Source organism: Sphingobacterium sp. UBA865, from assembly GCF_002295765.1.
Lineage (GTDB): Bacteria > Bacteroidota > Bacteroidia > Sphingobacteriales > Sphingobacteriaceae > Sphingobacterium > Sphingobacterium multivorum.
The window spans coordinates 184,642-198,137 of the sequence record NZ_DBGB01000023.1 but is presented as its reverse complement, the minus strand read 5'-3'; the positions used below and the strand labels follow the sequence as shown (position 1 = coordinate 198,137).

General features: G+C 39.8%; 13 protein-coding genes and 2 tRNA genes. 8 read left to right on the top strand and 7 right to left on the bottom strand.

Annotation, left to right across the window (positions count from 1 at the left end; all coding sequences use genetic code 11):
• Nucleotides 1–143: 143 nt before the first annotated feature.
• A tRNA-Arg gene (locus B2O97_RS14220) sits at nucleotides 144–217 on the bottom strand.
• 185 nt (nucleotides 218–402) lie between these two features.
• Between B2O97_RS14220 and B2O97_RS14215 the strand changes: the two genes are divergently transcribed.
• From B2O97_RS14215 to B2O97_RS14190, 6 genes are all read left to right on the top strand, one after another.
• Nucleotides 403–921: a YceI family protein gene (locus B2O97_RS14215; protein ID WP_286767589.1), complete on the top strand. Its 519-nt coding sequence runs from the start codon at nucleotides 403–405 to the stop codon at nucleotides 919–921.
• Nucleotides 922–976: 55 nt separating this feature from the next.
• A tRNA-Ser gene (locus B2O97_RS14210) sits at nucleotides 977–1,064 on the top strand.
• Between the two features lie 178 nt (nucleotides 1,065–1,242).
• Complete coding sequence (locus tag B2O97_RS14205; protein ID WP_286767588.1) at nucleotides 1,243–1,578, top strand: hypothetical protein; 336 nt, start codon at nucleotides 1,243–1,245, stop codon at nucleotides 1,576–1,578.
• A 772-nt stretch (nucleotides 1,579–2,350) separates the two neighbouring features.
• Nucleotides 2,351–2,896: a hypothetical protein gene (locus B2O97_RS14200; protein WP_115048500.1), complete on the top strand. Its 546-nt coding sequence runs from the start codon at nucleotides 2,351–2,353 to the stop codon at nucleotides 2,894–2,896.
• 134 nt (nucleotides 2,897–3,030) lie between these two features.
• Entirely contained in the window at nucleotides 3,031–3,333 is a 303-nt protein-coding gene (locus tag B2O97_RS14195) for an MGMT family protein (protein ID WP_115048502.1), read from the top strand.
• A gap of 9 nt (nucleotides 3,334–3,342) precedes the next feature.
• Nucleotides 3,343–3,870 carry a DUF1697 domain-containing protein gene (locus tag B2O97_RS14190; RefSeq protein WP_115048504.1) on the top strand — a complete coding sequence of 176 codons (528 nt, stop codon included), beginning with the start codon at nucleotides 3,343–3,345 and terminating at the stop codon, nucleotides 3,868–3,870.
• A gap of 101 nt (nucleotides 3,871–3,971) precedes the next feature.
• Here the strand turns inward: B2O97_RS14190 and mgrA are convergent, their stop codons facing one another.
• Nucleotides 3,972–5,003: an L-glyceraldehyde 3-phosphate reductase gene (gene mgrA, locus B2O97_RS14185; protein ID WP_115048506.1), complete on the bottom strand. Its 1,032-nt coding sequence runs from the start codon at nucleotides 5,001–5,003 to the stop codon at nucleotides 3,972–3,974.
• A 219-nt stretch (nucleotides 5,004–5,222) separates the two neighbouring features.
• Here mgrA and B2O97_RS14180 point away from each other — a divergent pair, with 219 nt between their 5' ends.
• Complete coding sequence (locus B2O97_RS14180) at nucleotides 5,223–5,864, top strand: peptidylprolyl isomerase (RefSeq protein ID WP_115048508.1); 642 nt, start codon at nucleotides 5,223–5,225, stop codon at nucleotides 5,862–5,864.
• A 51-nt stretch (nucleotides 5,865–5,915) separates the two neighbouring features.
• Here B2O97_RS14180 and B2O97_RS14175 read toward each other — a convergent pair whose 3' ends face one another.
• The 4 genes from B2O97_RS14175 to B2O97_RS14160 form a co-directional block, all read right to left on the bottom strand.
• Nucleotides 5,916–6,551, bottom strand: coding sequence for an HdeD family acid-resistance protein (locus tag B2O97_RS14175; RefSeq protein ID WP_115048510.1), 636 nt, complete (start codon nucleotides 6,549–6,551; stop codon nucleotides 5,916–5,918).
• A 107-nt stretch (nucleotides 6,552–6,658) separates the two neighbouring features.
• Nucleotides 6,659–7,999 (bottom strand): TolC family protein, encoded by a 1,341-nt coding sequence (locus tag B2O97_RS14170; protein ID WP_112374681.1) that lies wholly within the window; start codon nucleotides 7,997–7,999, stop codon nucleotides 6,659–6,661.
• A gap of 84 nt (nucleotides 8,000–8,083) precedes the next feature.
• Nucleotides 8,084–8,932, bottom strand: a complete 849-nt coding sequence (locus B2O97_RS14165) for a helix-turn-helix domain-containing protein (protein ID WP_115048512.1) — start codon at nucleotides 8,930–8,932, stop codon at nucleotides 8,084–8,086.
• Between the two features lie 175 nt (nucleotides 8,933–9,107).
• Nucleotides 9,108–9,947 carry an aldo/keto reductase gene (locus B2O97_RS14160; RefSeq protein ID WP_115048514.1) on the bottom strand — a complete coding sequence of 280 codons (840 nt, stop codon included), beginning with the start codon at nucleotides 9,945–9,947 and terminating at the stop codon, nucleotides 9,108–9,110.
• A gap of 273 nt (nucleotides 9,948–10,220) precedes the next feature.
• Between B2O97_RS14160 and B2O97_RS14155 the strand changes: the two genes are divergently transcribed.
• Nucleotides 10,221–12,440, top strand: a complete 2,220-nt coding sequence (locus B2O97_RS14155; RefSeq protein WP_286767587.1) for an NADP-dependent isocitrate dehydrogenase — start codon at nucleotides 10,221–10,223, stop codon at nucleotides 12,438–12,440.
• Between the two features lie 82 nt (nucleotides 12,441–12,522).
• On the opposite strand, the gene B2O97_RS14150 is transcribed toward B2O97_RS14155, so the two are convergent.
• Complete coding sequence (locus B2O97_RS14150) at nucleotides 12,523–13,476, bottom strand: glycoside hydrolase family 43 protein (RefSeq protein ID WP_115048517.1); 954 nt, start codon at nucleotides 13,474–13,476, stop codon at nucleotides 12,523–12,525.
• Between the last annotated feature and the right edge of the window lie 20 nt (nucleotides 13,477–13,496).

Sequence of the window (13,496 nt, the reverse complement as noted above, 5' to 3'; positions counted from 1 at the left end):
CCCCAAGAAGTCTGCTTGATCCATAATAGGGGCAATTTAAAAATGAGAAGGGGAGATAGGTTCAAGCTTGCGTATGTATCGTGGATATTTTGAATTTGATGTATAAAAAAAGCTCCTTTGTGTCATACAAAGGAGCTTTTAAGTACGCCAATCAGGATTCGAACCTGAGACCGTCGGTTTAGAAAACCGATGCTCTATCCAGCTGAGCTATTGGCGCGTCGCTTTCGGTAATGCAAAAGTAGACATTTGTGTTATATTTCCAAAATATCGCCAACTTTTTTTTGTGGTTTTTCAATAACTGATTGCTTTTCAACAAGATTATTTTATTGATCTAGGTCAAACAAAATGAATAAAACTGCTGTTACCTTTGTGTTGTTAAACAAATAGAAAAAACATAAAATTATGGCACAAGGAAAATGGGAACTAGACGCTGCACATAGCGAGATAGAATTCAAAGTAAAACACATGATGATTACGAACGTTAAAGGAAACTTTGACGGTTTTAAAATAGATGTTGATGCCGAAGGCGAAGATTTTAAAAATGCCCTAGCGAAAGTTGTTATTGACACTGCGTCCATCAATACGCGTAATGAACAACGGGATGGACATCTAAAAAGTCCAGACTTTTTTGATGTGGAAAAATATCCCACCATTACTTTTGAGGCAACGAATTTAGAAAATGAACAAATTAAGGGAAATTTGACTATTCGTGATGTCACTAGACCGGTCGTTTTTGATTTAGAATTTGCAGGTATCCAAAAAGACCCTTGGGGAAATACCAAAGCTGGTTTTATTGTAGAGGGCAAAATCAAACGTTCAGAATTTGGCCTTAATTGGAATGCTGCATTGGAAACAGGAGGGGTAATGGTGAGCGACGATGTAAAATTTAGTGCTGATATTCAGTTTATAAAAGCTCAATAAGCATAATATATAAAATAAAATTTGGTAGGATAGTGAAAATTCGTACTTTTGTCGCGGAGAGTTGGCAGAGTGGTCGAATGCGGCGGTCTTGAAAACCGTTAACTGTCACAGGTTCGGGGGTTCGAATCCCTCACTCTCCGCCAGGTGCAACTTTAAAGTTTTTAAAAAGCACTAAAAAATGTAGAAGTCCTGCAAGTCATTGATTTGCAGGATTTTTTTGTTTAGGACGATTCGCAAAATCTTCAAAAATACTCCAAAAGTTTGTGGCACATATGTGGCACTTTTGGGATTTTTTTGAAGGTGCCACAAAATGATCTATAAGTGGTTGATATTCAGTTTGTAAAATATTTTAACGTCTTGATTAGTTTAAGCTTAGGTTCGAAATTTATAACCCTTAAAGTGATTGATTATGTTAGAACAAAGTTATGGGCTAAACTTCTTTCTAAAGAGCTCAAGAGAAAAAGCCGAACTATGCGCATTGTCTATGTTCGAATTACGGTAGATGGAATTTTAAAAGAATGCTCAAAAAAAAGACATTGGGATGTTACTAGATGGAATCAAAAGGAAGAAAGGGCTATTGGCACCAAAGAGGATGCTAAGGAACTGAATTTCCTTTTAGATTCATTTAGAACAAAGATTAATAGTCATAGAACATAACTGTTGAATAATGGTTTTCCTTTCTTAATGCTGTAATGGGTAGGAAATGTTCTTTTTAATATACATAATTGTAAAATATGAAAAGCGGGCAGAGTTATAGCATGTTAGCTCCGCTCAAATTTTTTCTGAAAAATCAGAAAGAATAGAAAGCACCTTACTAGTTCTTTTTTTATTTAATCTATTCATGAAAAACAACCATAATAAACAAAATCGTGGACTCCTATTATTTATATTAACACCTATTTCTATTTTATTTTCAAGTGATTAAATGATAAAACAACGAGCATTTACGTATATTCATCGAATGAATTTAAATAGTTATTAATTAACTAAATCTAGCTCTACTTGCCCTCATTTTTGGTCGCTTTGTGAAGCCTTCACGCATGCTTGTAGTACTTTTAAAGCGCATTTTGCTTTATACATGAACAGTGCTTTATCTGTGCTTAGCATGTGCTTTATCCCTACTGGGGCTGTGAAGATTCCGTTTTTTTCCTTCGAAAAGGCACTAAAAGGAAAGTGAATATTAACCTATAGTTATAGAAAAACACTTGTTTTTTTGCCCTGTATCAATGTGTTTTGATAGGAAACAGAATGAACAACTTTTTGTTAGGGAATAAAATTTCCAGTCACGAGTGAGTATGGTGTTACGAGGAACAGTTTTCGAGCTGATCCAAGGCAACTGATCGGTTTGATATGTAACGAATACAGAGATTGGGGTCACGAAATCTGAATAACTTTTGTAAATTAGGAAAGCAGCAAAAGACGTTGTCTGTTGACAACAGACAACGCTTTTTTTCGTTTGATTATTTACCAGCGTCTAAAGGAACAAGATATGGGCGGAAAATTGATCCTAAAGTTCTCACTTTTGGTTGGACAGCTATTCTTAGGAGAAAGCTGTACCCATAACTCACATCGGGTGAAGGTAGAAAATACTAAAACTGAGATTACAGCAGTGTCATTTTCTACGGTTGGCGGATTTACAGCAACACCTTCAAAAGGTTATACGATTAAGATAACAAGAGATAGTGTTTATTGTCTGTTTTCTGCAATTGATACAGCCCAGAGTACCCTAAAATCATATGGCAATACGGAAGACAAATGGAACTTCCTATTGGATAAAATTGATTTGGAGAAATTTATTGCCGCTAAAGAGGAGGAGTCGCGTCAGCCATACGACGGAATAGATATAAAAATAAGCATTGCAACAAAAAAAGGGCAATATGTAAAACTGAATGCTTACGATAGCCCTAGCTGGAATCGCGTATATAGACAATTGGAGGAATCGTTTCCCCCAAAATCATATGGAAACGAAAATTAGACAAGTGAATCAATTAAAGACTGTATTGCTTACAAGAGCTTTTCGTAACTTAGGTTGCTCTTCATTTTTCGCCGCGGAAATAGGAAAGAAGATTTTTTGACATGCTAAACAGCGCAAATAAAATATAAATTAACATGGATGAGCAATTCAAACAACAAGTATATGAGGTTGCAAAGCTGATTCCCAAAGGTCGAGTAACGACTTATGGAGCCATAGCAAAAGCTTTAGGTTTTCCTAACCACTCAAGGCACGTCGGGAAAGCGATGGGAGGATGTCCCAGCGATGTACCCGCCCACCGTGTTGTATCCAGTGGCGGCACGCTTGCAGTGCCTGAATTTCAAGAACGGCTTGAAGCCGAGGGGCTTGTTGTCAATAATTTACGGATCAAGGACTTTAGAAAGCTGTTTTGGGATCCGATGGACGAAATAATCGATTAATGTAATACTATGAAATACTGTGCTTTTCTACGCGGCGTCAATGTGAAGGGAACCAATATGAAGATGTCAGATGTCTGTCAGGTTTTTAAGGACGCCGGTGTAACGGACGTTACTTCGGTACTGGCTTCCGGAAATATTGTTTTTTCGTCGGACAAAGCTCCCGCCTCGCTTAAGCAGTTACTAGAGGAGTCCATGTCGGAATATTTTTCTTATGAAGCTTTTTTGTTCATCCGATCACAGGAAGAAGTGGAATTGCTGCAGGCAAATATTCCTTTTGAAATACATACAGACTTCCATGTCTATGCTTTTGTAGGGACAACAGGTGTCGAAACAATATTGATGGATGAATTCAGCAATTCGACACATGTGCCGGGAGAGAAGGGAGAAATTGTCGATACGGTCTTTTATTGGTGCGTACCCAAGGGCAATACCTTGGATTCCAGCTTCGGAAAGGTGTTGGGGAAAAAGAATCTGAAAGATAAGATGACAAGCCGGAATATCAACACCTTTGAAAAGATATTGAAAAAAATGGGTTAATTAACGGAATGAGCCCGGTATTATCCAGGCTCATTTTTAGTTTATGGAATTCAGCCATGCGTGAAGTAGTTACTTGGATGAAAACTTTTATGGCATTGATCTTAATCAATCTCAGCCGATTTAGCCCAGATGTTAATATGGCCGTCTTTTGCATAAAGATCAATTTCGTGAATTTCTTCCGGGCTAAACGTCAGATTCTTCAGCGCACCCACGCAATCAATGACCTGTTGTGGTCTTGAGGCGCCAATTAGCGCCGATGTAACTTGCTTCTGGCGTAAAACCCATGCTATAGCCATTTGTGCCAGTGATTGCCCTCTACGCTGTGCAATTGCATGTAAGGCCTGGATGTTCTTTTGATTTTCTTCATTCAGAAATTTTGTCTGAAGTGATTTGGATTGCGCCGCACGGCTATTCTCGGGGATATGCTGTAAATATTTATCGGTGAGCATGCCCTGTGCCAAAGGGGAAAAGACGATAGAACCAATGCCTATGTCATCCAAGGTATCGAGCAAACCATCGGTTTCTACCCATCTGTTTAGCATAGAATAGCTAGGCTGATGAATAATAAAAGGTGTGCCCAATGATTTCAGGATTGCATGGGCTTCTTTTGTGCGTTGCGAATTATAGGATGAAATACCGACATAAAGCGCTTTTCCGCTACGGACAAGCTGATCTAGCGCCAGCATGGTCTCCTCCAAGGGGGTATTGGGGTCGAAACGATGTGAATAGAAAATATCGACGTAATCGATACCCAGGCGTTTAAGTGATTGCTCACAGCTTGATATCACATATTTACGGCTTCCCCATTCTCCGTAAGGCCCGTCCCACATATGATATCCCGCTTTTGATGAAATAATCATCTCATCGCGTAATCCGCAAAATTGTTCTTTTAATATTTGTCCGAAGGCCTTTTCGGCACTTCCAGCAGGCGGACCATAATTGTTTGCGAGATCGAAATGGGTAATTCCCAGGTCAAACGCTGTTGTGCAAATATCAACTTTCGTTTGATGGGCTGTGTCGTCACCGAAATTATGCCACATTCCCAATGAGATGGCAGGCAATAGAAGACCGGATTGACCACAACGATTATAGATCATATCTTGATATCGGTCTGGATTTGCTGTATACTGCATAGTCTTGAATAGTTTTAATCCAAACTAAGATAAATTTACGCTTATTTGCAAGTTTTAATTCCATACGATGGCTGTAATTTTTTAGTGCAGGAAAAGTTTTGAAAGTATCCTGTACAGATATTCTTCGAGAGCATTTGGAAAACTGCCGCTCAATGTCTCTCAAAAATCGAAATTTAATGTATTTTTATATGAAATCTAAGAAAACGATTAATTCATACGATGAGGAAAATTCTAACCATCCTAAGCTTTGTTTTTATTGTATTGGGGAATTGTTATGCCCAATCAAAACATTTACTTTTCAAGACTGATTTTGGCGATTTTAAAGTTGTACTTTATGATTATACCCCCAATCATCGCGATTTGATGTTGCGATCTATTCGGGATACGGTCTATCAAGGAGCATTGTTTAATCGCATTATCGAAAATTTTGTTGTGCAGGGCGGAGAGCATGATATCGATATTGAAAAACGTGAGGCGGCAGATCCTCTTCATAGAAAACCGCGATTGGCGGCAGAGTTCGATGACCGGGCGTATCATAAAATAGGTGCCTTGGGTGCAGGACGGGATGGAAACCCCGCAAAAGCATCTTTTTTGAATCAGATCTATTTCGTGGTCGGAAAGAAAATCACGGCAGCAGAACTGGATAGTCTGGAATTGAAGAAAGGGATAAAATATACTGCAGCACAACGTCAGGAGTACTTGGCTCGTGGCGGACAGCCAAGACTTGATCACGATTTTACCGTTTTTGGCGAGATTTATGAGGGATTAGAGGTGATCATGAAAATCAGTCGGGTAAAGACGGATAAACAAGATTTTCCACTTCATAATGTGCCTTTTAAGATTGTCGAAATAAGTAAATAAACTTAACAGTCGGAGCAATATTGATAAAAAAAGGTCAATTAAGCCCTTTTTCTATTTGCGGTGTTGATCAAATTCTTCTTTAAGCTTCTGATAACGCTCTTTCCACCCGTCTGGCAGCTTGCTAGGGATGTCTTTGAGACTTTTCAGCTGAAATGCAAAGACACAGGCTGCAAAGCCCACCGTACTTATGGCCATTCCGGTCCATATGACCAGCGAAAAACCTGCAAATAGCGGATTCCAAAGTAAGATAAAGCTGAAAATAATGCCTAAAATGGCAAATAATAAATTCCAGCCCCAAGATTTACTGCCGTAATTTTTGAGGTCAAAAGAAAAGGATAGCAACTGAAAGGATTTAAAGAGCGCATAAAAGCCTACAATAAACGCCAACGTGCTGGCTGAAAGCAACGGGTTGGCAATCAGTAATATGCCGAATAGGGTATAAAGAATCCCTCCGGTGAGGTACCAACCCCAACCGTCCACTTCATCTTTGTTCTGCACGGCAAAGATAATTTCCAAAATACCGGAAATAATAAATGACCATGAAAATAGAATCGCTAATGTGAGAAATGCGGCAACAGGTGTGGAAATGGTATAGAACCCCAAAAGAATTAATAGAATGCCGATAATCAATGGAATATACCAGTGCTTGATGGATGATCTGATTGTTTTAAAAAATGAATTTGCCATAATAATGAGTTAAGATGATGCAGTATTGTCGATAAAAAAGCCCCATTAATTACTTAATGAGGCCTTACATATATAAAACTGATTAAATTAGGCAAAGGGAAAATGTACTAGATCTTTCCAGTCTCTTTTAAAAGTTTGTAATATGCATACACAATATTGATTTCAGCATTTGTGTATTTCAATTCCGCTTCAAGTTTTGAGTTTGAAGCATCCATGATATCGACGATCAACGCCAATTGGTTCAAGTACTTTTTCTCAATAATACGATAGTTCTCATCTGCAAGAGCTTTATTGTACTCCAGCGTCTTGCGTTGTGAGTAGGCCTCATTGTATTTAATGTATGCAGTATTAACAGCGACGCTGGTTTTTTGTTTCAGAGCACTTGTGTATTTTTCGTTCTTTTCAATTTGTAGATCATTTAGTTTAAGCTTTTTTCCTGTCGTGTAGATGGAAGAAATCGTATAATTCAGGGAGATACCGGTATTCCAGGTATTCATATACTTGTCGATCACCGGCATCACATTGGTGATAGGTTTCACAAGACTGTTTCCCGCGAATAGGCTGAGGGCAGGGGATCGCTCTGATTTTGTAATAGCCTTTTCTGTCAGTAAAAGTTCGGTTTCCTTGGCCGCAAGCTGTAGACCGGGACTGGAAACGTAAGCGTCTTGTTTTAAGCTCGCGAGGTCTGCCAGCTGAAAGCTGCTGTTTAATAGTTTGTCATCCGGCTCAATTACTGTGCCCTCCGGTAGCCCTAATGCGACTATAAGCTCGTCATTCAGGATTTTCCGATTATTCTGAATCACCTCTTTGGCTAACTCCAACTCGGATATTTGCAATTGGTTGCGGATAACATCATTTTTGGTGATCATGCCCTGTTTATATAATTTTTCCGTCAGGTCCAGTCTCTTGTGCGCAAGCTCAATATTTTGATTGTAGACAGCTTCTTGATTTTTCAGTTTAAATAGATCAAGGTAATAGCCTAAAACCAAAATTTTAATGTTCTGTTCTTCATTCTTATGGTCCAATTCAGCCAGTTCTTCGCCCAGCGAGGATGCTTTGATGCTATTTTTTACGACACCGCCCTTCCAGATAAGTTCTTTCGCTTCCAATGCATAGTTGTTACCGAAATGGGGTAAAGGGACTTTTTCCGACCCCGAAAGGTCTTTGTCGATCAACGCAGCGTTGCCGAGGTAAAAAGCCGATGCTGAAGCACTGATTTCGGGAAGCCTTCTTAATTTTGCAACTTCCGTTTTTTGTTGGGCGATACTTACGGCCGACGCCGAAACAATAAGATTTGGGTGGTTATGGATAGCAAGTTCGAACAGTTTTTCAATTGATATTTTTCGGCTGTTTATGCTGTCTTGACCGTATGTTTGATTGCAAAAGAATGTAAAGAAGCATAACGTCAAGTAAAAACCTATTTTTCGGGCTCTTGACTTTGTATTCATGGTATTTAACTTTGTTTATATATGTGCTACAAAGTTAGCATGCCCTGGGGTGACAAGAAATGTTTGATTACTGCTTTATGATGTTCAATTGGTAACAAGATTTACCTGTTGTTCACGAAATAGCTTAGGTGTTATGCCGACATGTTTTTTGAAAAACTTACTAAAAGCATATTGATCTGAAAAATTAAACTCTTGTGAGATCTGGTTGATTGTTTTGGTAGAAATGGTGAGCTGCGCTCTAGCTTCTGTGACTAGCCAGTTACTGATAATTTCCGAGGGCGATTCTTGTGTAATCTCCTTGACGCTGATCGACAGGTATTTGATTGAAATGTGGAGGCGGTCGGCGTAGAATGCGAGATCGCGCTGCGCTTTGTAGTGATCAGCTATAAGCTGTAAAAAATGTACGGTAATTTCTTCCTTTCTCTTGTTGCGTGTCTTTCCGGAGCTTTCACCAGCAGTATAGATCACATCGGCCAAAAGGTAGATAATAGCCATAAAAATATTGATGTTGGCTTTTTGGAGAAAATCCTTCTTCGGGTCGATCGGTTTTTTACGATTGCTATGCAAAGTGCATAACAATGTCCAGATAGCTTCAAAATCGTTGGGGGCGGGAGTAAAAGGTGTGGAACGATTGGCATTGATTAACCGATACGCATCATATCGACTGATCGACAAGCGTATTCGGTTGGAAAAATTCCGGTCATAATGAAGGATTTTAAATATAGCATCGGTACTAATTGTTGTAAAGCTGTAGTACTTATTGTATCCGATAAAGAGGATACTGCCAGCTTGGAGATCGGTAAGCGTACCATTGCTATTGACCTGGATAGAGCCTCTATACAGCAGTATACAAGTCGTCCATAAGGGGTGATAGTAGTAGTCTTCTCCCTTCGCAGGAAGTTCCGATTGATCTATAAGTTCTATTTCATTCATTTTTTCAATAAAAAAGTAAGGAATAGTGTAGGCAACTTTACCGCTATAATAGCAAAAAATTGTTATATCCTGTTTAGGAAAAAGGGACAATCAGTTTCTTTGGTACTGGAAGCTCAACAATATAAGATTGGAGGAGCAGCCCAAGAGCGACTCCATCAATCCTATATTATCACCTTTAAAAAGCGACTTTTTTAGGGTCCGATCCGGAAAACCCCATTTCAGGTAAATCGAGTATAGTTTTGATATCGCTTGCTGTCAGCTCAAAATCGTCGATCACTAAATTTCTTTTAATATTATCGGGATTGGTTGATTTTGGCAGCGGCAAGATACCCTGAGATAAAGCAAATTTGATACAGAGTTGTCCAACACTAGTATTCTTTTCCTTAGCCAAAGCAACGAGTGTTTCATCCTGTAATATTCTGCCCGAACCCAGGGGTGACCAAGCCTGAACAAGGATGTCATTGGATTGGCAGAGTGCCACAGTATCTTGCTGAAGGTAACCCGGATGAAATTCAATTTGGTTCACTGCAGGGATGATTGTCGCTGACTCCAATAATTTGGCGAGGTAGTCTTTGGGGAAATTACTCACGCCGATCGCTCTAACTTTCCCCTCTTTGTACAGCTGCTCAAAAGCCCGCCAGGTATCGGCGTTGATGTCAGACCAGTTTGCAAATTGCGTTTCGTTGGCAGGCCAATGAATCAGGTAAAGATCGAGGTAATCCAATTGTAGATCGCTGAGCGATTTTTCGAATGCAGCAATAGTCTTATCGTATCCACGCTCGGTATTCCAGAGTTTTGTTGTAATAAACAGCGAATTACGATCGATACCACTGTCTTTTATCGCTTTTCCAACACTCTTTTCGTTGCCATATATGGCCGCAGTATCAATATGTGTATATCCAGCGGCAAGTGCTTCTTTAACTGCCTGATAAGCTTCGTCGCCCTCAGGAATTTGCCAGGTTCCAAATCCAATTGCCGGAATTTCAATTCCATTGTTCAATTTGAATGTTTTCATTGTAAGTCGTGTTTTTATGTTGAGCTAAAATAGGATTTCGCCTGTAGTATCTGGTCACTGAAATGTCAAGAGGAAATACTTTTGGGTAGAGGAGGGGCGACTTATTCTGTATTGCCAAAATATATTTATTTTCACAATTTTATTGTCAAAAGGGGTGCAATTCCTCGTTAATTATGGCATTTATTCTTATCTTTAGGCGAATTTTTGAGAAATTCAGATTTTTCAATGATTTCACATAGCATTAAAAATTAAACATATTTCTAATAGATTACTATGTCAAACAAATCAAAAATTGTTTGGACAAAAACAGATGAAGCTCCTTTATTAGCGACTTATTCGTTTTTGCCTATCGTTCAAGCGATTACAGCTACAGCTGATATCGATGTTGAATTGAGAGATATCTCTTTAGCAGGCCGTATTCTTGCTAGCTTTCCAGAATTTTTAAAAGAAGATCAAAAAATTGCTGATGCATTGGCTGAGTTGGGTCAGTTGGCAACAACTCCTGAAGCAAACATCATTAAATTACCGAATATCTCCGCCTCGATTCCGCAGTTAAAAGGTGCTATTGCTGAATTACAGCAAGCAGGCTACGCTGTTCCAAACTATCCTGATGAAGCGACAACAGAAGAGGAAAAGTCAGCTAAAGCGAAATATGCCAAAGTATTGGGTTCTGCGGTAAATCCTGTATTACGTGAAGGAAACTCAGATCGCCGTGCGCCTAAAGCGGTGAAGAACTATGCAAAAGCAAACCCACATAAAATGGGTGCTTGGGCGAAAGATTCTAAAACAAAGGTTGCGTCAATGACTTCAGGTGATTTCTATGGCTCAGAGCAGTCTGTAACCGTAGAAAATGAAGGCCAATTTAAAATTGAGTTTGTTGATGAGCAAGGTGCAGTAACAGAATTAAAAGGACTTTCGCCATTGAAAGCGGGTGAAGTTATTGATTCTTCAACGTTGAGTTTAACAGCATTGAAAGCTTTTGTAGCAGATGCTATCGCTGAAGCGAAAGCGGCAGGGGTATTGTTGTCTGCACATTTAAAGGCAACAATGATGAAAGTTTCTGATCCGATTATCTTTGGTGCTGTTGTTGAAACTTATTTTGCAGATGTTTTTGCGCAATATGGCGATTTATTCAAAGAGCTGGGTATCAATAAAAATAACGGCTTAGGTGAGGTTTATGCTAAAATCGCGGGCCATGCAAAAGAGGCTGAAGTGAAAGCTGCTATCGACGCTGCTATCGCAAACGGCCCTGCTTTAGCGATGGTAAATTCGGATAAAGGCATTACAAATTTCCACGTGCCTTCTGATGTTATTATTGACGCTTCTATGCCAGCAATGATCCGTATTGGTGGTAAAATGTGGAATAAAGACGGTCAAGAAGAAGATACTATTGCGATGGTTCCTGATCGTTGTTACGCTGGCGTTTACGAAGCTACAATTGAAGACTGTAAGGAGCATGGTGCCTTAGATCCTAAAACAATGGGTTCTGTGCCAAACGTAGGTTTGATGGCGCAAAAAGCTGAGGAATACGGATCTCATGATAAAACTTTTCAAGCTGCAGGAAACGGCGTTATTCGCGTGGTGGATGCTGAAGGAAATGTTTTCATGGAGCAAAAAGTGGAGACAGGTGATATCTTCCGTATGTGTCAAACGAAAGATGCACCAATTCAAGACTGGGTGAAATTGGCTGTGAATCGTGCTCGTTTATCTGAAACTCCAGCTATATTCTGGTTAGATGAAAACCGTGCACATGATAGAGAAATCATCAAAAAAGTAGAAAAATACCTGCCAAACTTTGATACAACTGGTTTGGATATTCGTATTTTATCTCCGATTGATGCGACGAAATTCTCTTTGGAACGTATTCGTAAGGGCGAGGATACCATTTCAGTAACTGGTAACGTGTTGCGTGATTATTTGACGGATTTATTCCCGATCTTAGAAGTGGGTACATCAGCTAAAATGTTGTCTATTGTTCCATTGATGAATGGTGGTGGTTTATTTGAAACAGGTGCTGGTGGTTCGGCTCCGAAACACGTAGAACAATTCCTTCAAGAGGGTTACTTGCGTTGGGATTCATTGGGTGAATTTTTGGCGCTTGGTGCTTCTTTGGAACACTTGTCTCAAACACAGAATAATCCAAAAGCGCTTGTATTGGCGGAGACCTTGGATGAAGCAACAGAAAAATTCTTAGCGAACGATAAATCTCCGGCACGTCGAGTTGGTCAGATTGATAATCGCGGATCACATTTCTATTTGACACTATACTGGACTCAGGCTTTGGCGGCACAGACAAAAGATGCTGAATTGGCAGAGAAATTTGCAACTGTTGCAACGGTGTTGACAGATAATGAAGCGAAAATCAATGAAGAACTGATCGCTGCACAGGGGCATGCACAAAACATCGGCGGTTACTATTTCCCGAATGATGAATTGGCTGCTAAGGCAATGCGTCCTTCTGAAACATTAAATAATGCAATTTCTAGCATTTAAGCGGTAATTGTTTTCATAAAAAAAGAAGCCCATTTCGATTGATCTGGGCTTCTTTTGTTGTTTGCAAAAACGAGTATTTTTGCTATTTTAATGGATACTTGACACCTGTAAAGGTCATCTTAACAGGTATGATATGTCCATTTTTGTCAAATTTCATTTCCTCGATACAGGTGACGCGCTCATTGGCCCCATCTTTGCCAAGCGGTCTACGGTGGTAGACGATAAAATACTTGTCTTTGTTGGGTACTTTGATGACTGAATGATGTCCGGCGCCAACAGCGACTTCGGGATCTCGTTCTAATATTGTCCCGATGCGCTCAAAAGGCCCAAATGGCGAATCGGCGATGGCATAAGCGACTTTGTAGTCGGGGCCTGTCCAACCGCCTTCCGACCACATGAAGTAATATTTTCCATCTTTTATAAACATAAATGGTCCTTCAACGTAATCTTTAGGGGTGATTTCTTTGTAAAAGCTACCATCATCAAAAGGGAGCAAGCCGGTGAAATCTGGCTTGAGCTTCACCATATTGCAATGCTTCCAACCGCCGTAATACATATAGAAAGTTCCGTCTTTATCTTTAAAAACAAACTGATCTATCGGTTGAGCGCCATTGATAATATCGTTGATTAAGGGTTTGCCCAATAGGTCGCTATAGGGACCTTCTGGCTTGTCGGCCACAGCCACCCCGATGCCTCCGATCTCGCCTTGATGTACATCATTGGCTCCGAAAAATAGGTAATATTTGCCTTTGTTTTCCAATACCGCTGGTGCCCACATAGCTTTTTTCGCCCATTTGACATTGCTGTTTTCCAAGATGCGGCTGTGTTTTGTCCAGTTGGCCAAGTCGGAAGATGAAAACGCGTCGAAGAATATCTGCTCTTCATAAGGTGCCGAATAGGTCGGGAATATCCAGTATTTATTGCCATAGATAATACCTTCAGGATCGGCATAGTTTCCCTTGATGACAGGGTTCTTCTGGGCAAAAAGTGTCGCGGTTAAAAGTAAGGCTGTTGATGTTAAAAATGTTTTAATCATTGTATCGGTTTAAACCTGTA